Raw genomic sequence first — 20009 nt, 5'->3', positions numbered from 1 at the left:
GGCACCCCGCTTGGCCCTCCCGTCACCCCTCGCCCGACAGGTCCCGGCGCGCCTTGTCGAGCTCCTCGGCATAGCGCCGCATCAAATGGCCTTCGGTCAACAGCCCCAGCACGATGTGGTCGGTGAAATCCTCGACGACAGCGAGTTCTTCGGCGCCCGCCCGCTGGAATGTTTCCGCGGCGGCCTGCACGTTCATGCTCGGCACCAGCACCGCGTCCTTGTATTTGGCAAGATCGCGCACCGGGACCTCGCCGCCGGAAGGATCGCTGTGCAGTTCGGCTACGATCAGCACGCCGACATAGTGGTCGCCCGCGTCGACGGCGATGACGCGCTGGGCAGAGCCGAGCGGCACTTGCTTGCGGAAGGCTGCCAGCGTCGTCGAGGCATAGATGGTCTTGATGTCCTTGCGCATCATCGAGCCGACTGTGAGGCTGCGCATCCAGCCGACATCGTGGGCGCTGCGGATGGTCTCGCCGCGCAGATGGAAGCGCCATGTCGAGAACGAGTAACCGAAGGTTTCGCGCACCAGGATCGCCGACATGATCGAGGCGGCCAGTACGACGCCGGTCAGCGTCAGGTCGCGGGTCGATTCCAGCGCCAGGAAGGTCATCGTCAGCGGACCGCCGACGACACCGACTGCGAGCGACGTCATGCCGACGACGGCGGCAACGGCAGGGTCGATGCCGGTTGCCGGCGAGACGACGATCATCACATCCGCGAATGCCTTGCCGAGCAGCGCGCCGAGGAACAGCGAGGCGAAGAACAATCCGCCGCGAAAACCCGACCCCAGCGACACCGCCGACGCCGTCAGCTTGAGCACGAAGACGCTGGCCACCACGGCCAGCCCGTAATTCATCGAGAATTCGCGATGCAGCGCGCCATGGCCGCTTGACAGCACTTGCGGGGTGATAAGACCCAGCAGCCCGACGATGACGCCGCCGATGACGGGGCGCAGCGCCGCATCGATCGACAGTCTGGCAAAACCACGTTCGATCAACGTCACCAGATGCATGATGGCGATCGAGGCGGCACCGCCGAGCAGGCCGAGCAGCAGGAACGGCACATACTGGCTGGCGGTGAGCGCAGGCAGGCCCGAAAGCTCGAGCGGAAACGGCACGCCGCCGAACATTTCGGCGGTCAGCGAGGCGCAGATCGCGGCTGTCAAGACCGGTGCGACATTGGCGACAGAGTAGATGCCGATGACCAATTCGAAGCCGTAGAAGGCGCCGGTCAGCGGTGCATCGAAGGCGGCGGCGATGGCGCCGGCCGCACCACAGCCGACCAGGATGCGGACATCGTTGCGGCGCAGCCTGAAGATGCCCGCCAGCCGCGATGCCAGCCCGGAGCCAACCTGCGTATAGCCGGCTTCCAGCCCGACCGAGGCGCCAAAACCGCTGGAGATCATCGTCTGGCCGGCGATGATGAAGGTGTCGGTCAGCGACATGCGCCCGCCATAGAGCGCATTGGCTTCGATCGGGTCGATCGGCGTGCGGAATTTCCGTATCCTGAGCCAGACCACCGTCAGCCCCAGCAGCATGCCGCCGATCGCCGGTATCAGCGCCTGCATCGGATTGGCGAGCGAGAACATGCCGGAAAGCCGGCCGCCTGGCTGAACGCCGAACAGCAGCCCGTGCAGGTCCTGCACGATCTGGCTCATCGCCGTGACCAATATGCCAGCCATCACGCCTACGACACCTGCGAGGATGACCACCACGATGCCGCGTGCCTCAAGCAGAGGCAACGACCTGATCAGCACCGCGCGCAGCCGGCGGGCGTAGACTTCGCTGTGGTTTCTGGAAAGCACCGGGGCGGCTCGCCGATATCGAAAGGCAGTGGAAAGCCAGCCTGATACGCCCGGCGGCACGGCATGGCAACCACAATGCCGACAGACACCACATTGGCGACAGCGGGCGCGATATCGATCGGCCGATGGACCGTTCAGGTCGGCATAGGCACGCCGGCTTCATAGAGCACGAGGTTGCGCTCGCCTATGCCAAGCGCCGGCCAGCTCGCACGCCAGTCCGCAATGTGCGCCGAGCGGAAATGCGCATCGAGCGCTGTCCTGTCGCTCCAGACTTCCGTGACCCGGATGAGCCCGGCATCGAAAACATCCTGCGCATAGGAATATTCGACACAGCCGGGCTCGGCGCGGCTGCCGGAAACCATGCGTTCCATAGCGGGCCTGGCTTCCTCCAATTTGTTAGGCGGCAAGCGGATGGTGCCGATGATCAGAAGCATGGGTTTTCCCTTCTTTGCGAGCCGGCCGACCGGCGACCTGCGCATGATCGTTCGAACTAGCCAGTCTCCCACCCTCGCGCAAGCTTGGCGGGCTACCCTCACAGGGCTGTCGCGCGCTCGGCAGTCTATGGGGTTTGAGGACGATATGGCGATCAGCGAAAGCATTCAGCCCGGCGCGGTGGCCAAGAACGGCCGCGACGTCTTCTTCGCCATCGGCATCGTCATCATCCTGGCCGTGCTGTTCCTGCCGATTCCGGCCTTTCTCATCGACATCGGCCTCGCCTTCTCGATCGCACTTTCGGTGCTGATCCTGATGGTGGCGCTGTGGATCCAGCGGCCGCTCGATTTCTCGTCGTTCCCGACCGTGCTGCTCATCGCCACCATGCTGCGGCTGTCGCTCAACATCGCCACCACGCGCATGATCCTGTCGCATGGCAATGAGGGCACGCATGCCGCCGGCTATGTCATCGCCGGCTTCTCCAAGCTGGTGATGGCCAGCGACTTCGTCATCGGCCTGATCGTCTTCATGATCCTGATCGTGGTGAACTTCATCGTCATCACCAAGGGCGCCACCCGTATCGCCGAAGTCGGCGCCCGCTTCACCCTCGACGCCATCCCAGGCAAGCAGATGTCGATCGACGCCGACCTGTCGGCCGGCATGATCGACGACAAGACAGCGCAGCTGCGCCGCCGTGAACTGGAAGAAGAATCTTCTTTCTTCGGCTCGATGGACGGCGCCTCGAAGTTCGTGCGCGGCGATGCCATCGCCGGCCTCATCATCACCGCCATCAACATCGTCGGCGGCATCGCCATCGGCTACATCAGGCACGGTATGGGCATGGGCGAAGCCGCCGACGTGTTCATCAAGCTGTCGGTCGGCGACGGCCTCGTCACCCAGATCCCGGCCCTGATCGTGTCGCTCGCCGCCGGCCTGCTCGTCTCCAAGGGCGGCACGCGCGGCTCGACCAACCAGGCGGTGTTCGGCCAGCTCGGCGCCCACCCGCGCGCCCTCTATGTCGCGGCATCGCTGCTGGTGCTGCTCGGCCTGATGCCCGGCCTGCCGCTGTTCCCGTTCTTTGCGCTGGCCGCCGGCATGGCCGGCCTCGGCTACGTCATCCCGATGCGCGCCAACCGCGCCGTCGCCGAAGCCGAGGCGATCAAGGACCAGGAAAAGGCGACTAAGGTCGAGGAGGAGAAGAACTCGGTCAAGGCCTCGCTCGCCACCGCCGAGATCGAGCTTTTGATAGGCAAGCAGCTGTCGACAAGGCTGCTGACGTCGCATCAGGAACTGGTTTTCCGCATGGGCAAGATGCGCAAGAAATTCGCCACCCAATATGGCTTCGTGGTGCCGGAGGTGCGCGTCGCCGACGATTTCGCCATCCCGCCGAAGAGCTACCAGATCAAGGTGCACGGCACCGTGGTGGCCGAGTATCAGATGCGCGTCGGCGAGATCATGGTGCTGCTCGGCAACCGCGACATACCCGAGATACCGGGCGAGGAAATCCGCGAGCCGGCCTTCGGCATGCGCGCCTATTCCGTGGTCGAAGCCTTCGCCGAGGATCTGAAGCGCGAGAACTACACCTTCGCCGACAACATGTCGGTGCTGCTCACCCATCTCTCCGAGGTCATCCGCAACAACCTGCCGCAGCTTCTGTCCTACAAGGACATGAAGGCGCTGCTCGAACGCCAGGACCAGGAGTACCGCAAGCTCGCCGACGAGATCTGCACCACGCACATCTCCTATCCCGGCCTGCAGGCGGTGCTGAAGCTGCTGCTGGCCGAACGCGTCTCGATCCGCAATCTGCACCTGATCATCGAGGCGATCGCCGAGATCGCGCCGCATGTGCGCCGCACCGAGCAGATCGTCGAGCATGTCCGCATCCGCATGGCCCAGCAGATCTGCGGCGACCTGTCCGAGGGCGGCGTGCTGAAGGTGCTGCGCCTCGGCAACCGCTGGGACCTCGCCTTCCACCAGAGCCTCAAGCGCGACGCCAAGGGCGAGGTGCGCGAATTCGACATCGACCCGCGCCAGCTCGAGGAGTTCGGCCAGGACGCGACCAAGGCGATCAAGAAATATCTGGAAGCCGGCGAGCGTTTCGTCCTCGTCACCGCGCCCGACGCCCGCCCCTATGTGCGCATGATCATCGAGCGCCTGTTCACCACGCTGCCGGTGCTCAGCCATGTTGAAATCGCCAAGGGCGTCGAGATCAAGGTGCTCGGAACCATATCGTGAGCGTGCTGTCGCAAGGCGTCGTCATCGCGGCATTCCTGGCTTTCTGCCGCATCGGCGCCTGTTTCATGCTGATGCCGGGCCTCTCCAGCGCCCGCGTCCCGGTCCAGGTCAGGCTGTTCGTGGCGGTCGCCGCCACCGGCGGCCTGCTCGCCTTCCTGTGGGACAAGATCTTTCCTTTCGTCGACCCGCGCCCCCAGATCCTGGTGCCGATGATCATCTCGGAACTTCTGGTCGGCGGCCTGATCGGCGCCATGACCAGGCTCTACATGGAAGCCCTGCGCTTCATGGGCTCGGCCATCGCCATGCTGGTGGGCTATGGCGGCAGCGGCGGACCGGCGATCGAGGAGCCCGAACCCCAGGCAGCCCTTGCCGCCATCATCTCGTTCTCGGCGCTTTTGATGCTGTTCGTCTTCGATTTCGACCACGAAATAATACGCGCGCTGGTTTCCTCCTACACGGTCGCGCCGGTCAACATCTTCTTCAACCCGCAGGCAGCCCTTGTCGATGTCACCGACACGGTGTCGGACACCTTCTTCCTGGTCATCCGCCTCGGCAGCCCGTTCGTCGCCTATGCCATTCTCGTCAATCTGACGATCGGCTTCGTCAACAAGCTGACCCCGCAGATCCCCATCTATTTCATCTCCCAGCCCTTCATCATCGCCGGCGGCATGATCATCTTCTATTTCGCCGTCGGCACCATGCTGTCGCTGTTCGTCGACGGCTTCGTCGACCTGACATTGGCGAGGTAGAAATGAGCACGCGCAAGGACCGCCTCAAGAAGCTGGTCAAGGTGCAGGAACAGCTGAAGGCGCTGCACGAAACCCGCCACGCCACCTTCCTTGCGGCGGCCAGTACCGCCGAGGCCGAGGCCAAGGAACTGGTCGGCCATTTCGACCAGGCCGATTCGCTCTCCGCCCTGTTTCCCGATCTCTACCATCGCCGCATTGCCCAGGCGGTGGTGCGCCAGGAGGCGAACCTGGCGAGCGCCAGGCAGGAAGCCAACCTCATCGCCGCGGCGACCGCCCGCACCAACATGGTCGAGCGCGCCTACAAGGACGTACGCAACCGCGACGAACGCGAACGCTCCGACCGCGAGCGGCTCGATATCATCGCGCAGAAGCAGGGCGAGGAGTAGCTGGGAGGATTGTGTGGCGCGAAGCGGACCCTCCAAGGTTCGGCCTTCCCGTAAACGCTTTACAGCCCGGTTTGGTAGCGCTACCGTTTGGCCTAGCGTGAGCCTGGGAGGAGCCAGGGCTGTCGCTGGCGGAAGCGTTTGTTCCTTCGACGACGTCGCAGGAATTGTTGGGAGGACCGATGGCGTCTGTCGCAATTGGCGAAGTCTATAAATCATTCGGCGCTGTCGAGATCCTGCACGGGGTCAGCGTGAACATCGAGGACGGCGAGTTCGTCACTCTGGTCGGACCGTCGGGCTGCGGAAAATCAACCCTTCTCAGAATGATCGCCGGCCTGGAAAAGATTTCACGCGGCCAGATCGCGATTGGCGAACGTGTCGTCAACAACGTTGCGCCCAAGGAGCGCGACGTCGCCATGGTCTTCCAGAACTATGCGCTCTATCCACACATGACCGTCGCCGAGAACATGGCGTTCTCGCTGATGCTCAAAGGAGTTTCCAAGCCGGAGAGCGATGCCGGCGTGCGCCGCGCAGCCGAAATCCTTGGGCTGGTGCCGTTGCTGGCGCGCTATCCTCGGCAGCTTTCCGGCGGCCAGCGCCAGCGCGTCGCAATGGGCCGCGCGATCGTGCGTGATCCGGCGGTGTTTCTCTTCGACGAACCGCTGTCCAATCTCGACGCCAAACTCAGGGTGCAGATGCGCGCCGAGATCAAGGAACTGCACCAGCGCCTCAAGACCACGACAGTCTACGTCACTCACGATCAGATCGAAGCCATGACTATGGCTGACAAGATCGTGGTCATGCATGACGGCATCGTCGAGCAGATAGGGCCGCCGCTGGAACTTTATGACCGGCCGAACAATCTTTTTGTCGCCAGCTTTATCGGCTCGCCGGCCATGAATTTGCTGAGGGGCGAGATCGCTTCCGACGGCTCACCCTCGTTCCGCGGCGCCGGGGGGATTTCAGTGCCGTTGGCCTCGGCACTTTCCATCCGCAACGGCGAGCCTGTGGTGCTGGGAATAAGGCCCGAGCATTTGCGGCTGTCCGACGAGCAGGGCATTCCGGTCACCGTCGCGGTGGTTGAACCAACCGGGTCCGAAGTGCAGCTCATCGGCAGGACAGCCGGCGGCGAAGAGATCGTCGCGAATTTCCGGGAACGACATTCCTTCACGCCGGGCGAAACCATCCGGCTTACGGCCGAGCCCAGCCTCATTCATCTCTTTCACGCAGAAACCGGACAGAGATTCCAAACACGTACCGATCAGTAGGACCATAGGCAAGGACAACAAACAGGAGGAAACGAGCATGAAGTTCACCAGACGCGACGTGATCCGCACCACCGCCGGCGCGGCGGCGGGTGCCTTGGGAAGTCGGTTCATCAGCTCTCCGGCCCTTGCCCAGGACGGACTGAAATACAAACCCGAGGATGGCGCCAAGCTTAGACTGCTGCGCTGGTCGCCTTTCGTCCACGGCGACGAGGACCAATGGCTGGCCAACACCAAGCGCTTCATCGAAGCGACCGGTGTCGAGGTTCGCGTCGACAAGGAAAGCTGGGAGGACATTCGTCCCAAGGCGGCGGTCGCCGCCAATGTCGGGTCCGGCCCCGACCTGATGTTCGTCTGGTTCGATGACCCGCACCAATATCCCGACAAGCTGCACGACGTGAGCGAACTGGGTGAGTATCTAGGCGCGAAATACGGTGGCTGGCACGAGGGACCTAAGCAATATGCGACACGCGCCGGGAAGTTCGTCGGCCTGCCCCTGGCCACGATCGGCAATGCCATCGTCTATCGGGAAAGCTGGGTGAAAGAGGCCGGCTTTTCGGAGTTTCCCAAGGATACGAAAGGCTTCCTGGAACTTTGCAAGGCCTTGCAAGCGAAGGGACATCCGGCCGGCTTCACGCATGGCCATGGCGTCGGCGACGGCAACAACTATGCTCATTGGCTGCTGTGGAGCCATGGCGGCCAGATGGTCGACGAGAGTGGCAAGGTAACGATCAACAGCCCCGAGACCCTCAAGGCGATCGAATACGCGCAGGAGCTCTACAAGACCTTCATTCCAGGCACCGAAAGCTGGCTCGACGTCAACAACAACCGCGCCTTCCTGGCCGGCGAACTGGGGGTGATCGCCAATGGAATTTCCGCCTACAACACGGCCAAGATCAACAAGGACAAAGATCCAAAGCTGGCTGAAATCGCCAAGGACATACGCACGACCAACCTGCCCATCGGTCCTGTCGGCAAATCCGTCGAATTGTTCCAGGTGACCACGGCTGTCATCTTCAATTACACGCCCTACCCCAACGCGGCTAAGGCGTATTTGCAGTTCATGTTCGAGGAACCGCAAATGAAGGACTGGATCACCTCCTCGGCCGGATATTGCTGCCAGACACTGAAGGCATTCGACAACAACCCCGTATGGACCGCCGATCCCAACAACGCCGCTTACGCCAAGGCTTCGGCTACTCTGCGGCCTAACGGCTATGCCGGGCCGCTCGGCTATGCCTCGGCGGCAACCATGGCCGACTACGTGCTGGTCGACATGTTCGCCAAAGCGGTGACCGGCCAGGCGACGCCGCAAGAGGCAATGGAAGAGGCCGAGAAGCGGGCAAATCGCTATTATCGCGTTTGAGCCGGCTCAGCCGGGCAGCGCGGCTGCCCGGCTGGCTTCGGATTGCGTCGCGGCCGATCCGGCCTATCAATGAGACCTCAGCAGGAGCCAACCCATGGCCGTGCCGTCAGCTGCCATCCAGCCGCGACCTTCGATCTTCTCACGGATTCTGTCGCGCTGGAGCGAAAGCCGGAACGCACTTGGCTTCGGCTTCATGCTTCCGGCGGCTGCACTGCTGCTTGTCTTCCTGACCTATCCGCTGGGGCTCGGCGTCTGGCTCGGCTTCACCGATGCCCGCATCGGCCGCCCCGGCATCTTCATCGGCATCGAAAACTATGAATATCTGTGGAGCGACGCCGTCTTCTGGCTCTCCGTCTTCAACACCTTGCTCTATACGATCAGCGCTTCGATCCTGAAATTCGCGCTCGGCCTCTGGCTAGCGCTCCTCCTCAACCAGAACCTTCCCTTCAAATCGTTCTTCCGCGCGATTGTCCTGCTGCCGTGGGTGGTGCCGACGGTGCTCTCGGCCATCGCCTTCTGGTGGATCTACGATTCGCAGTTCTCCATCCTGTCGTGGGCGCTTATGGAAATGGGACTGATCGATCACCGCATCAATTTCCTTGGCGATCCGGAGAACGCACGCGCCTCGGTGATCGCTGCCAATGTCTGGCGCGGCATTCCTTTCGTGGCCATCACGCTGCTGGCCGGCCTGCAGACGATTCCCCAATCGCTTTACGAGGCCGCGACGCTCGACGGCGCCAGCCGTTGGCAGTTGTTCCGCTATGTGACGCTGCCGCTGCTGACGCCGATCATCGCCATCACCATGACCTTTTCGGTCCTGTTCACCTTCACCGATTTCCAGCTGATCTATGTGCTGACTCGCGGCGGGCCGGTGAATGCCACCCATCTGATGGCGACGCTCTCGTTCCAGCGCGGCATTTCCGGCGGCCAGCTTGGCGAGGGAGCCGCAATCGCGGTGGCGATGATCCCATTCCTGCTAGCGGCGATCCTTTTCAGCTATTTCGGCTTGCAACGTCGTAAATGGCAGCAGGGCGGTGGAGACTGACATGGCCGCGATCGAAACGAACAATCGTCCGAACACGGATGAAGGCGGCATGGGCTATCTCCAGAGCCTGCCCCGGCGCGTGGTGACCGTTTATCTGCCGCTCCTGATCTTCGTCATCGTGCTGCTGTTCCCGTTCTACTGGATGACGATCACGGCGGTGAAACCCAATCTCGAGATGACGGATTATGCCAATTTCAATCCGTTCTGGGTCGTCCATCCGACACTCGAGCATATTCGGTATCTGCTCTTCGACACATCCTATCCGGGCTGGCTTCTCAACACGATCATCATCTCGACCGCCGCAACTTTCCTGTCGCTGCTGGCGGCGGTTTTCGCTGCCTATGCGATCGAACGCTTGAGGTTTTCCGGGGCGCGGCAGGTCGGCTTGGCGATCTTCCTGGCCTATCTCGTGCCGCCCTCGATTCTGTTCATTCCCCTGTCGGTGATGGTTTTCAACCTCGGCCTTTACGATACGCCGTTCGCGCTGATCCTCACCTATCCGACGTTCCTCATTCCATTCTGCACGTGGCTCTTGATGGGCTACTTCCGCTCGATCCCTTTCGAACTGGAAGAATGCGCGCTGATCGACGGCGCCAGCCGCTGGCAAATCCTGACCAAGATAGTTCTGCCGCTGTCGGTGCCTGGCCTGATTTCCGCCGGCATCTTCGCTTTCACCCTGTCATGGAACGAATTCATCTACGCTTTGACTTTTATCCAGTCGTCCGAAAACAAGACCGTGCCGGTCGGCGTGCTTACCGAGCTCGTACGTTCGGACGTCTATGAATGGGGAGCCCTGATGGCAGGCGCGCTGATCGGCTCCCTGCCGGTGGTGGTGCTCTATTCATTCTTTGTCGAGCACTACGTCTCCTCGATGACGGGCGCGGTCAAGGAGTGAAGCTGAGGCGGAAATCGACGATGGAAAAAACTGCCCGACAACGCATGGCGCCAAGCCGGCAGCTTCGATCCGATCCCCGCACTTCCGCTCCCTCTCCTTCCCGCAAGCCTGCCACAAGCTTGTTGAGGCATGGTCTGGCTAAGGAAAACCGGTAAAAGGCGGACTTTCTTGGCGATTTCTCCACCCAGCGACATCGTTATGGATGTGGCCCGAGCCGTCGACCCGGCGGATATCGAGACCGCCCGCGCCGCGCTGGCAAAGCGGGCCGGCGGCGCTGCGGGCACGTTTTCACTCGACACCGCCGCTTCGGTCGATGCCGGCTCGATCCTGTCGCGCGCCACCGCCGACAAGGCCGCCGCTGCAACCGACCCGGCCAACAAATTCAAGAAGTTCGAGGCGATGGTGCTGCAGACCTTCATCCAGAACATGCTGCCAAAGGATACCGAGGGCGTCTACGGCAAGGGCCTGGCCGGCGACATGTGGAAATCGCAGCTTGCCGAGCGGGTCGCGGACGTGATGGCCGAACGCGGTGGCATCGGCATCGCCAAGTCGATGCTTGCCGACCACTATCTCGAAGGCAAGCGCGTGGTTCCGGTCGGTCCGGTTTCGGGCGGGTTGGAAAAGACCGAGATCGACCAGCAAAACAGCCTGTCGACCTCGCTGGTCCACCAATTGCAGCGCAAGGCTGCGGGGTCGATGACCGGTGACGAGACGACCATAAAAACAAATATCAAGATCTAAACGGGAAACGCCATGGCCGACTTTTCGGAATCCACCTCCAACCTGCCAGCACGCACGACCGCGTCGGAAGCGCCGATCCCGTTCGCGCGGCCTGGCAACCTCGCCGCCATCATCGGTCGCATCGAGGAAGTGGTCGAGGAAGAGACCGCCGGCATCCGCAACGCGACCAACTATGATCTCAAGGCATCGAACGCCCGCAAGAGCCGCTACCTCTACGAGTTGACCCGCGCCATGAAGGGCGGCAGCGAAGCCGAATTCCTCGAACAGCACCGCGAGGGCCTGACCCGGCTGCGCCAGAAGCTGGCGAAGAACGAAGCGGCGATCCTCGCGCATCTCAGCGCGGTCAACGAAGTCGCCAGCCTGCTGCGGCATGCCATCCAGCGCGCCGAGACCGACGGCACCTACTCCGCCGGCGAGTTCGGCTGGATGAAGGCATGATGCCGAACACGAGCGACACTTCGGAGATCCTGCCGAAGCAACGGCGCAGTGCCGCGTCGCCTTCGCAAGGGACTGATCAAGGGACTGACAAGAGTCGATGATCAAGGTCATCGCCATCGCCGTCTGGATTTGCGCCGCAACCCTCGGCGCCGTGTTCTATTCGTTTCAGGCGGCCGGCGAGCGCGGTGTCGGCGAAACGCCGAAGCCGATGCTGGGCGGTCTCGACTACGTCAAGACCGACATCATTTCGGTGCCGCTGATCCGCGATTCTGAGATCGGCGGCTATTTCCTGACCAAGCTCGTCTACACCGTCGAACCCGAGCAGATAAAGAAGCTGTCCATTCCGGCCGAAGCGCTGATCACCGACCAGGTCTATTCCTACCTCTATTCCAATCCGCAGATCGACTTCACCAACAAGGCGACCATCGATCTCGATGCCTTCCGCGCCGCAATCCGCGATACCGTCAACGCGCGTGTCGGCGCGCCTTTGGTGCATGAAGTTCTGATCGACCAGGTCAATTTCCTGTCGAAGGACGAAATCCGCGACAACTGGCTGCGCCGCAAGAAAAGCGAAACGGCGACCGAAATGACCAAGGCGTTCAAGGAACACTGAGTTGCCCTGCTCACAGGCCCGGTCACATCGAGCCTCGCCTGCCGCAAGGGCAGGAACCAGCCACCCGAATCCGCGTTGACGTAAACGTCAACCCAAAGCTATATGCGGCAGCGACCGTGATCGCGAAACCGCGGCATGGGCTTCGGCTGGATCGAAGCGCCGTTGCGGGACAGATGCAACCAGACAAGGAGAACAGCGTGAGCGTTCAGGAGATTGCCGAGAAGATCAAGTCGCGGGTGGCCAGTAGCGGGTTCGATCGTTCCGTGAAATTCGACACCGGCAGCGACGGCGTCATCGTCATCGACGGCGCGACTGTTTCGAACACCGATGCACCCACCGACTGCACCATCAAGCTCTCGCTCGACGATCTGGATTCGCTGATCGCTGGCGACCTGAACCCGACAATGGCGTTCATGACCGGCAAGATAAAGGTCGAAGGCGACATGACCGTCGCTATGGCGCTCAGCCAGCTGATCGGCTGAAGGCATCCAGCCGCCCAGGCGGCGGCACCCACCAATTGCGAAAAAACGCCGCCTTTTTCGGGCGGCGTTTTTGCATGAAATGCTGGCGGCTTCGTGTCAGGCCGCCGATATCAATTCCTGCGCCTTCAGCTTGCGACCGGCCGCCTTCAGCGTGCCGTGCACGCCGTCAAGCGCGCCTTCCACCAGTTCCAGCGCCAGCAGGCGGTGCCGCTCATAGGGTCCTGGCATGGCAAGTGAACCGGTCTTCTCGGCCGAGAAGCCGAAGCGCGCGTAATAGGGCGCATCGCCGACCAAAAGGATAGCGGCATGGCCGAGACGCGCCGCTTCGGCGATGGCATGGCGCATCAGCGCCGAGCCGATGCCGGCATTCTTGAGCGACGGGTCGACGGCAAGCGGGCCAAGCAGCAGCGCGGCCGCACCGCCCTCGCCCAGCCTGACATCCCACAGCCGCACGGTGCCGGCCACGCCGCCCGAAGCATCGCGGGCGACGAAGGCCAGCCCTTCCGAGGGCCGCCGGCCACGCCGCAACTTCTCCGACGACTTTTTCCTGCGCTTCGGCCCCATGGCCCGATCGAGCAACGCCTCGCGCGCCGCAACATCGGCGGCGGTTTCGGCGACCATCCCAAAGGCCGGTGCGTGGCCCCCAATTTCAACTGGCATTTCCATTTCAAATGACATTTCCATTTCCGCAATCCCTGGCGAGCGGAGATCTGTTCCACAGGCGAGCCCGGGTGGACGACAGGCGCCCACCTGGGATGATCTGATCGGCTCTCTCAGCGCATTTTCAGGCGAAGTTGTGTCCGGTTCGCCGTCCGAAAATGCGCTGAGGAAGCGCCGTCAGATCACGTAGGATCGGAGAGGCTCGAAGCCGTTGAAGGCGACCGCCGAGTAGGTGGTCGTGTAGGCGCCGGTGCCTTCGATCAGCACCTCGTCGCCGATCGTCAGCGACAAAGGCAGCGGATAGGGCGTCTTCTCGTACATCACGTCGGCCGAATCGCAGGTCGGGCCGGCGAGCACGCAAGGTGCTGTCTCCGTGCCGTCATGCGCGGTGACGATCGGGTAGCGGATCGCCTCGTCCATCGTCTCGGCCAGGCCGCCGAACTTGCCGATGTCGAGGAACACCCAGCGCACATTGTCGTTGGCCGCTTTCTTCGAGATCAGCACGACTTCCGACTTGATGACGCCGGCATTGCCGACCATGCCACGGCCCGGCTCGATGATGGTCTCGGGAAGCGCGTTGCCGAAATGCTTGCGCAGCGCCGAGAAGATCGCCTGGCCATAGGCCTGGGCGGCCGGCACGTCACGCAGATAGCGCGTCGGGAAACCACCACCCATATTGACCATCTTCAAGACGATGCCTTCTTCGGCGAGCGTCGCGAACACCACCTTGGCGTCGGCCAGCGCACGGTCCCAGGCGGTCAGGTCGGTCTGCTGCGAGCCGACATGGAACGATACGCCATAGGCGTCGAGGCCGAGCCCCTTGGCATGGCGCAGCACGTCGACGGCCATCGCCGGCACGCAGCCGAACTTGCGCGACAGCGGCCATTCGGCGCCCTCGCCATCGGTCAGCACGCGGCAGAACACGCGCGCGCCTGGAGCGACGCGGGCGATCTTCTCGACCTCTTCGACGCAGTCGACCGCGAACAGGCGGATGCCGAGCTGGTAGGCGCGTGCGATGTCACGCTCCTTCTTGATGGTGTTGCCGAAGGAGATGCGGTCCGCCGGCGCACCAGCGTCCATCGCCATCTCGACTTCGGCAACGGAAGCGGTGTCGAAGGACGAGCCCATCGCAGCAAGCAGGCGCAGGATTTCCGGCGCCGGGTTTGCTTTCACAGCATAGTAGATCTTGGAATCAGGCAGCGCCTTCTCGAAGGCGCGGAAATTGTCGCGCACGACATCGAGGTCGACGACGAGGCAGGGGCCGGTCGGACGTCGGGTGGCGAGAAAGTCAAGAATGCGCTGGGTGGCCATCGGGGTCTCTCCATCAGCGCCTTTCGGCGCGCAATAAGGCTGCGGGACGCGGGCTGTCGGCCTCGCGAACTCGCGGTGGACAAAGGCGGGACGGAAATTCATGGAACCAGCCGGTGGAGACCCCGGAACCATGAAGCGCCGTCTCGCGGCGGTGAACCTTGGCCTTGCCCGGCCTCGGTTCGCTTTGTCTGCCTTGGCTTGGATGGGAGACCCGTCCGCACTGCCGGCAATGAAGGTGTGCCTCTTCAGTAACCCCGGTTTTTGGACAACCGGCAGAACACCAGAAAGGCCCGCACCGTCGTTGCTTCAAGGTGTCCTCGGGCTGGCGGTTGGCCGCTAGACCGACTGGAGGGGTTAGCTCCAGTTACCTTACCGATTTCCCTCACCATTCGAGGATCGGCGGACACCCACAGGCACGTGCGACTTTGGGCAAGCGCGATATAAGGGCGAAGACTTTCACAATCAATAAAAATCGTATCGCAGGTTGTAAAATTTCTGGCGTCGAACAATGTTGCGGCAACCGTATCCGGATATCGAACGATGACAGGCACGCACGGCCCTCTCAACGCCTTTCTCGATCTTCGCCAGATGCCAGTGGCACATGCCCAGCTAGGCCCGCTGGCCGGCCTGCGGCTGGCCGTCAAGGACATCTACGACGTCGCCGGCTACCGCACCGGTTGCGGCAATTTGCAAAAATTCGCCGAAAGCCACGCAGCCTCGCGCACCGCACCCGCCGTGCAGATGATCCTCGATGCCGGCGCACGCTTCGTCGGCAAGACGCAGACCGACGAGCTTGCCTTCGCGCTGTTCGGCCAGAATGCGCATTTCTCGTTTCCGGTGAACCCGGCGGCACCCGACCGCGTCACAGGCGGCTCCTCATCGGGATCGGCGGCGGCGGTGGCGGGCAGGCTGGCCGATATCGCCACCGGCTCCGACACCGGCGGCTCGATCCGCGCCCCGGCGAGCTTTTGCGGACTGATCGGGCTGCGCACCACGCATGGCCGCATTCCGCTCGACGGCACGATGAAGCTGGCGCCGAGCCTCGACACGTTCGGCTGGTTCGCCGATGACATCGAGACCTACGAAACCGTCGGCAAGCTGCTGCTCGGCCGCGATCCGCACCAGCATGTGTTGGACCGGCCGCTGGCACTGGATTGGCTGGATGGATTGGTCGCCCGCCCGGCGCTTGCCGAATATGGTGAAATGAAGGGGCTGGCGGGCAAGGTCTTCGGCGCGCCGATGACGCCGGGAGTGCGCTTCTCCTCATCTCCCGATGAACTCTACTGGTGCTTTCGCCGGCTGCAGGCCAGGGAGGCCTGGGCGGTGCATGGCGAATGGATCACCAGCGGCGAGCGCGGCCTTGGCCCCGGCGTCGAGGAGCGTTTCGGCTTTGGCCGCGCCGTCGACGACAAGACAGCCCAGGCCGAGAAGGTGCGACGTCTGACCTTTCGCGGCGAACTGAGCGCCCTGCTCGGCAAGAACGGCTTCCTTGTCCTGCCGACGGTGCCTGGTCCGGCACCTTACGTGGACAGCACGCCGGAGCAGTTCCAGGCCTATCGCGAACGGGCGCTCCAACTTCTGTGCCTGGCCGGCCTGTCCGGTTTTCCACAGATCACACTGCCCGTCGGCTCGGTCGCCGGCGCCCCGTTCGGCCTGTCGCTGCTTGGCCCTTCCGGCAGCGACATTGCCCTGATACGGCTCGGCCGGAAACTTCTCGACGCGGCACGAAAGGCCTGACCATGGACACACTGACGCGCATGCGTGCCTTCATCGACGTGGTCGAGGCCGAGGGCTTTTCGGCGGCGGCGCGCAAGATCGGCCGCTCCAAGGCCCTGCTGTCGAAATATGTGCGCGAGCTGGAGGACGAACTCGGCGCTTTGCTGCTCAACCGCACCACGCGCCAGTTCTCGATGACAGAGGCCGGCCACACCTATTACCGGCGCGCCTCGGAGATCGTGCGCGAGGTCGACAGCCTGGCCGACGCGGTGCGTGAATCCTCCGGTGACGTGCGCGGCCGGATCAAGCTGTCGGCGCCGCGCACCTTCGCCGATGCGCCGATCGGCCAGTCGCTGATCGACTTCGCCAAGCAGCATCCCGACATCGTCCTCGACATCCAGCTCGACGACCGCTTCGTCGATCTGGTCGAGGAGGGCTTCGACCTTGCGGTGCGCATCTCGCGGCTGGAGAACTCGTCGCTGATCGCCAGGCGGCTGGCGCCGTTTTCGATAAAGCTCTGCGCCTCCCCCGAACTGATCGCCAAGCATGGCATGCCGACACGGCCGCAGGATCTCAGCCGCATGCCTTGCATCGTCGACACCAATGGCCGCGGACTGAACAACTGGCCGTTCAAGGGCGACAATGGCGATCCGGTGAGCGTTTCGGTGTCCGGTCCGGTCGAGGTCAACAGCCCGATGACGGCGAGAGCCGCGGCCGTGGCGGGTCTCGGATTTACCGTCCTGCCGGATTTCATCGCCGCGCCCGACCTCGCGAGCGGCCGGCTGGTGGCGGTGATGGATGACCGTATCCTGTCGGGCGGCGGCATCTTCGCCGTCTACCCGCACCGTCGCTATCTGCCGGCGAAAGTCCGCGTCTTCGTCGACTTTTTGGTGCAGTGGTTCAGGACGCGCGAGGCTGGCTGACCGGCGTCAATAGTCTCGTGGTCCCAATTTCGCCCCCTTTCTGGTAACTCTCGGCAACTCTTCCGAGGCCTATGGACCGAGAATGAATCTGAAACGGCACGCAATCATGCTGGCTTCGGCCTTGGCGGCTACTTTTGCCGCCACTGGACCCGCTTACGTGCATCCGCATGTCTTCGCCGAGGCCCGCCTCGATGTGATCCTCTCCCCGGATCACCAAAGCGTGAAGGCTCTGCGTCATCTCTGGCGCTTCGACGATCTGTTTTCCTCGACCGTGATGATGGAGTTCGACAAGAACTCCGACCTGAAGCTCGACGACAAGGAGCTGAAGGAAGTCGCCGACACCGTTCATGCCTCGCTGGCCGAGTTCAATTACTTCCAGCTCGTCACCGTCGACGGCAAGGATGTGGCGATGACGCCGCCGCCGCATCTGATGGCCAATTTCGACAACGATCAGCTGATCATCCTTTTCGAGTCCGAACCTAAGGTGCCGATCAAGCTCCACGGCAAGATCGATATCGGCGTCTACGATCCGACATTCTACACGGCGATCGACTTCACCGAGGACTCCAACATCACGGTTGAAGGCCTGCCCTCGAACTGCACCAGCAAGGTGGTCCGTCCAGACCCGGACGAGGCCATCAAGGAAAACCAGAAGACCCTCACCGATGCCTTTTTCAATGACCCGACCGGCACCGATATGAGCAAGATCTTCGCCACCAAGCTCGAACTGACCTGTCAGCCAGAAGGATGAAGCCGGTGACGAAACCGTCCCTGCGTTTGGCATTCGGCCTGTTGGCCCTCACTGTCGCCATGATGCATTTCGCCGACGCCGCTCATGCCCAGAGTTCGCTCGGCATCGGCGTCAATGACGGCATGGCGCCCACCACCGGCCCGTTCGCCCATATCCTGATGTGGATCAATCTCAGGCAGCAGGAATTCTACCGCGCGCTGGCGACGGCGATGAAGGCGATGCGCCAGGACGGCAGCAAGATCTGGGTACTCGTCGGCCTGTCCTTCGCCTACGGTATTTTCCATGCCGCCGGCCCCGGCCACGGCAAGGCGGTGATCTCGTCCTACATGGTGGCCAATGAGGTGGCGTTGCGGCGCGGCATCCTCTTGTCCTTCGTCTCGGCGCTGCTGCAGGGCCTGACCGCGGTCGCGGTGATGGGAGTCGCCTACTTCGTCCTGCGCGGCACCTCCGTCTCGATGACGGACGCAGCCTGGTTCATGGAGATCATGAGCTTTGTCTTCGTCACCCTGTTCGGCGCCTGGCTGCTGTGGCGCAAGCTCGGCCCTTCCATCCTCCGTCTGTTCGGAAGAGGCCCGGCCTACAGCCTGTCGGCGGCTCACGCCGGTCATTCTCACGCCGATCATTCTCATGGGGGTCATTCGCACGGCGCGCATTCGCAGGCCGGTCACTCCCATGCAGCTCACAGCAATTCGGCGCATGCTCATTCGCACGCGCTACACGCGCATGACCATGTGCACGGCCCTTCGCACGATCATCACGATCATGCCGAACACGATCATGCTCATCACGATCACGCGGCGGGCGAAGTCTGCGACACCTGCGGCCATTCGCATGCACCAGATCCGGCGCTGCTGTCGGGCGACCGCTTCGACTGGCGCACGGCCTGGACGGCGGTGGCGGCGGTCGGCATCCGCCCCTGCTCCGGCGCGCTGATCGTGCTCAGCTTCGCCCTGCTCAACGGGCTCTGGCTCGGCGGCCTGCTGTCGGTGCTGGCGATGTCGCTGGGAACGGCGATCACCGTATCGGCACTGGCGACACTGGCGGTGACCGCCAAGAACTGGGCGGTGTATTTCGCCGGCGACGGCCGCATGGGCAACCGCATCCACTCGATCGTCGAGATCGGCGGCGCAGCCTTCGTGTTCCTGTTCGGATTGTTGTTGCTGTCGGCGAGCTTGGCGAGCGGCGGATGATGCCCGGCGCCGCGAGGCTCGGGGTTTAACCCGCGATCTTGCCGCCGAGTTCGTCCTCGATATGCGCGCGGATGATTTCGTCAAAACTGTTCTCGGCGCTGAAGCCCAGTTCCCTTGACCGCCGCGCCTCGAACCGTGTTGGCCAGCCCTTGACGATCGCCCAGATCGTGTCATCCGGCTCCTCGCGGATCAGGCTTACCGCCTTCGGCCCGGCGATGCGTTCCAGCGCCTCGATCTGTTCGCCGACGGTGACGGCGACGCCAGGCATCGTCAGGTTGCGGCGTGGCCCGACGGCGCTGCTGTCGATCCCTGCCGCATGGATCAGGAAGTTGACCGCCGAGCGCGGGCTGGCATGCGTGTGCACGACCGAGCGCGGCACCGGCAGGATCGCCTCCTGGCCGCTCAACGGCTCGCGGATGATGCCGGAGAAGAAGCCGGACGCCGCCTTGTTCGGCTTGCCCGGCCGCACGCAGATCGTCGGCAGCCTGATGCCGATGCCGTCGAAGAAACCGCGCCTGGAATAGTCGGCCAGCAGCGCTTCGCTCATCTGCTTCTGGGTGCCGTAGGAGGTCAGCGGCGTCGGATGGAAGTCATCGGGAATGACATCCGGGAACGGCGCGCCGAACACCGCGATCGACGAGGTGAAGACGACGCGCGGCGCAAAGCCCGCCAGCCGGATGGCATCGAACAGGGCCCGCGTGCCATCGAGATTGACGCGGTAGCCGAGATCGAAATTGGCTTCCGCCTCGCCCGATACGATGCCCGCGAGATGAAAGACGACATCGGGACGCGATGCGACCAGGCGCTCAGCGGCACCCGCTTCGGCGAGATCGCCGGTGTGCAGCGTGACGCTGACGCCATCCAGGCTCGGTGCCTGCGGCGGCACGATATCGTGTAAATCGAGCGCGGTGATCTTGCCGCCGCGCAGCGTGCCGTCCTTGGCCAGCCGGGCGATGAGCTTGCGGCCGACCATACCCGCGGCGCCAGTGATCAGAATGCGCATATCGAAA

At 63.1% G+C, this 20009-nt stretch carries 20 protein-coding genes; 15 read left to right on the top strand and 5 right to left on the bottom strand.

The window, feature by feature from the left end; genetic code table 11:
- Positions 1-22: 22 nt before the first annotated feature.
- The gene (locus NKJ37_RS22620; protein WP_352775064.1) at positions 23-1804 is read right to left on the bottom strand and encodes a chloride channel protein; all 1782 of its coding nucleotides are present in this window, start codon (positions 1802-1804) and stop codon (positions 23-25) included.
- A 134-nt stretch (positions 1805-1938) separates the two neighbouring features.
- Positions 1939-2238, bottom strand: a complete 300-nt coding sequence (locus NKJ37_RS22615) for a putative quinol monooxygenase (RefSeq protein WP_352775061.1) — start codon at positions 2236-2238, stop codon at positions 1939-1941.
- Between the two features lie 145 nt (positions 2239-2383).
- On the opposite strand from NKJ37_RS22615, the gene flhA reads away from it, so the two are divergent.
- The 11 genes from flhA to NKJ37_RS22560 all read left to right on the top strand — a co-directional run bounded on the left by flhA (position 2384) and on the right by NKJ37_RS22560 (position 12448).
- Complete coding sequence (gene flhA, locus NKJ37_RS22610) at positions 2384-4471, top strand: flagellar biosynthesis protein FlhA (RefSeq protein WP_127326668.1); 2088 nt, start codon at positions 2384-2386, stop codon at positions 4469-4471.
- Complete coding sequence (fliR, locus tag NKJ37_RS22605; RefSeq protein ID WP_127290444.1) at positions 4468-5220, top strand: flagellar biosynthetic protein FliR; 753 nt, start codon at positions 4468-4470, stop codon at positions 5218-5220. Before flhA ends, fliR begins: the two co-directional genes overlap by 4 nt.
- 2 nt (positions 5221-5222) lie before the next feature.
- Positions 5223-5606, top strand: a complete 384-nt coding sequence (locus NKJ37_RS22600; protein ID WP_352722610.1) for a hypothetical protein — start codon at positions 5223-5225, stop codon at positions 5604-5606.
- Between the two features lie 179 nt (positions 5607-5785).
- Positions 5786-6871 carry an ABC transporter ATP-binding protein gene (locus tag NKJ37_RS22595; RefSeq protein WP_352722611.1) on the top strand — a complete coding sequence of 362 codons (1086 nt, stop codon included), beginning with the start codon at positions 5786-5788 and terminating at the stop codon, positions 6869-6871.
- Positions 6872-6908: 37 nt separating this feature from the next.
- Positions 6909-8234, top strand: coding sequence for an ABC transporter substrate-binding protein (locus NKJ37_RS22590; RefSeq protein WP_352775058.1), 1326 nt, complete (start codon positions 6909-6911; stop codon positions 8232-8234).
- A 193-nt stretch (positions 8235-8427) separates the two neighbouring features.
- Complete coding sequence (locus NKJ37_RS22585) at positions 8428-9279, top strand: carbohydrate ABC transporter permease (RefSeq protein ID WP_372337954.1); 852 nt, start codon at positions 8428-8430, stop codon at positions 9277-9279.
- A 1-nt stretch (position 9280) separates the two neighbouring features.
- Entirely contained in the window at positions 9281-10174 is an 894-nt protein-coding gene (locus NKJ37_RS22580; protein ID WP_023810030.1) for a carbohydrate ABC transporter permease, read from the top strand.
- Positions 10175-10303: 129 nt separating this feature from the next.
- Positions 10304-10915 carry a rod-binding protein gene (locus tag NKJ37_RS22575; protein WP_352441887.1) on the top strand — a complete coding sequence of 204 codons (612 nt, stop codon included), beginning with the start codon at positions 10304-10306 and terminating at the stop codon, positions 10913-10915.
- Positions 10916-10927: 12 nt separating this feature from the next.
- Positions 10928-11353 carry a hypothetical protein gene (locus tag NKJ37_RS22570; RefSeq protein ID WP_127290460.1) on the top strand — a complete coding sequence of 142 codons (426 nt, stop codon included), beginning with the start codon at positions 10928-10930 and terminating at the stop codon, positions 11351-11353.
- 97 nt (positions 11354-11450) lie between these two features.
- Positions 11451-11966, top strand: a complete 516-nt coding sequence (locus tag NKJ37_RS22565) for a hypothetical protein (RefSeq protein WP_023810033.1) — start codon at positions 11451-11453, stop codon at positions 11964-11966.
- A gap of 197 nt (positions 11967-12163) precedes the next feature.
- Positions 12164-12448 carry an SCP2 sterol-binding domain-containing protein gene (locus tag NKJ37_RS22560; RefSeq protein WP_013529756.1) on the top strand — a complete coding sequence of 95 codons (285 nt, stop codon included), beginning with the start codon at positions 12164-12166 and terminating at the stop codon, positions 12446-12448.
- Between the two features lie 96 nt (positions 12449-12544).
- On the opposite strand, the gene NKJ37_RS22555 is transcribed toward NKJ37_RS22560, so the two are convergent.
- Positions 12545-13114: a GNAT family N-acetyltransferase gene (locus NKJ37_RS22555; RefSeq protein ID WP_352554065.1), complete on the bottom strand. Its 570-nt coding sequence runs from the start codon at positions 13112-13114 to the stop codon at positions 12545-12547.
- A gap of 171 nt (positions 13115-13285) precedes the next feature.
- Entirely contained in the window at positions 13286-14419 is a 1134-nt protein-coding gene (odc2, locus tag NKJ37_RS22550; RefSeq protein ID WP_023810036.1) for an ornithine/lysine decarboxylase, read from the bottom strand.
- Between the two features lie 540 nt (positions 14420-14959).
- Here odc2 and NKJ37_RS22545 point away from each other — a divergent pair.
- The 4 genes from NKJ37_RS22545 to NKJ37_RS22530 all read left to right on the top strand — a co-directional run bounded on the left by NKJ37_RS22545 (position 14960) and on the right by NKJ37_RS22530 (position 18999).
- On the top strand, positions 14960-16156 hold the full coding sequence (locus NKJ37_RS22545; protein WP_023810037.1) for an amidase: 1197 nt from the start codon (positions 14960-14962) through the stop codon (positions 16154-16156).
- Positions 16157-16158: 2 nt separating this feature from the next.
- A complete protein-coding gene (locus NKJ37_RS22540; RefSeq protein WP_023810038.1) occupies positions 16159-17058 on the top strand; it encodes a LysR family transcriptional regulator in 900 nt (299 codons plus the stop codon).
- Between the two features lie 82 nt (positions 17059-17140).
- Complete coding sequence (locus NKJ37_RS22535) at positions 17141-17809, top strand: DUF1007 family protein (RefSeq protein WP_023810039.1); 669 nt, start codon at positions 17141-17143, stop codon at positions 17807-17809.
- Complete coding sequence (locus NKJ37_RS22530; protein WP_023810040.1) at positions 17806-18999, top strand: nickel/cobalt transporter; 1194 nt, start codon at positions 17806-17808, stop codon at positions 18997-18999. Before NKJ37_RS22535 ends, NKJ37_RS22530 begins: the two co-directional genes overlap by 4 nt.
- Before the next feature lie 25 nt (positions 19000-19024).
- Here the strand turns inward: NKJ37_RS22530 and denD are convergent, their stop codons facing one another.
- Positions 19025-20002, bottom strand: coding sequence for a D-erythronate dehydrogenase (gene denD / locus NKJ37_RS22525; protein ID WP_023810041.1), 978 nt, complete (start codon positions 20000-20002; stop codon positions 19025-19027).
- Between the last annotated feature and the right edge of the window lie 7 nt (positions 20003-20009).

Origin of the sequence: Mesorhizobium sp. M0140 (assembly GCF_040322475.1) — a bacterium.
Lineage (GTDB): Bacteria > Pseudomonadota > Alphaproteobacteria > Rhizobiales > Rhizobiaceae > Mesorhizobium.
The sequence above is the reverse complement of the archived record's forward strand: the minus strand, read 5'-3'. Positions and strand labels throughout refer to the sequence as shown.

Bases quoted from the DNA above. Each gene is read 5' to 3' on its own strand.
- NKJ37_RS22530 (WP_023810040.1), top strand. From the start codon at position 17,806: ATGAAGCCGGTGACGAAACCGTCCCTGCGTTTGGCATTCGGCCTGTTG.
- NKJ37_RS22570 (WP_127290460.1), top strand. From the start codon at position 10,928: ATGGCCGACTTTTCGGAATCCACCTCCAACCTGCCAGCACGCACGACC.
- NKJ37_RS22535 (WP_023810039.1), top strand. From the start codon at position 17,141: ATGAATCTGAAACGGCACGCAATCATGCTGGCTTCGGCCTTGGCGGCT.
- NKJ37_RS22575 (WP_352441887.1), top strand. From the start codon at position 10,304: ATGGTCTGGCTAAGGAAAACCGGTAAAAGGCGGACTTTCTTGGCGATT.
- NKJ37_RS22615 (WP_352775061.1), bottom strand. From the start codon at position 2,238: ATGCTTCTGATCATCGGCACCATCCGCTTGCCGCCTAACAAATTGGAG.
- NKJ37_RS22585 (WP_372337954.1), top strand. From the start codon at position 8,428: ATGCTTCCGGCGGCTGCACTGCTGCTTGTCTTCCTGACCTATCCGCTG.
- denD (WP_023810041.1), bottom strand. From the start codon at position 20,002: ATGCGCATTCTGATCACTGGCGCCGCGGGTATGGTCGGCCGCAAGCTC.
- NKJ37_RS22590 (WP_352775058.1), top strand. From the start codon at position 6,909: ATGAAGTTCACCAGACGCGACGTGATCCGCACCACCGCCGGCGCGGCG.
- NKJ37_RS22600 (WP_352722610.1), top strand. From the start codon at position 5,223: ATGAGCACGCGCAAGGACCGCCTCAAGAAGCTGGTCAAGGTGCAGGAA.
- NKJ37_RS22595 (WP_352722611.1), top strand. From the start codon at position 5,786: ATGGCGTCTGTCGCAATTGGCGAAGTCTATAAATCATTCGGCGCTGTC.
- NKJ37_RS22555 (WP_352554065.1), bottom strand. From the start codon at position 13,114: ATGGAAATGCCAGTTGAAATTGGGGGCCACGCACCGGCCTTTGGGATG.
- NKJ37_RS22580 (WP_023810030.1), top strand. From the start codon at position 9,281: ATGGCCGCGATCGAAACGAACAATCGTCCGAACACGGATGAAGGCGGC.
- NKJ37_RS22545 (WP_023810037.1), top strand. From the start codon at position 14,960: ATGACAGGCACGCACGGCCCTCTCAACGCCTTTCTCGATCTTCGCCAG.
- NKJ37_RS22565 (WP_023810033.1), top strand. From the start codon at position 11,451: ATGATCAAGGTCATCGCCATCGCCGTCTGGATTTGCGCCGCAACCCTC.
- flhA (WP_127326668.1), top strand. From the start codon at position 2,384: ATGGCGATCAGCGAAAGCATTCAGCCCGGCGCGGTGGCCAAGAACGGC.
- odc2 (WP_023810036.1), bottom strand. From the start codon at position 14,419: ATGGCCACCCAGCGCATTCTTGACTTTCTCGCCACCCGACGTCCGACC.
- NKJ37_RS22540 (WP_023810038.1), top strand. From the start codon at position 16,159: ATGGACACACTGACGCGCATGCGTGCCTTCATCGACGTGGTCGAGGCC.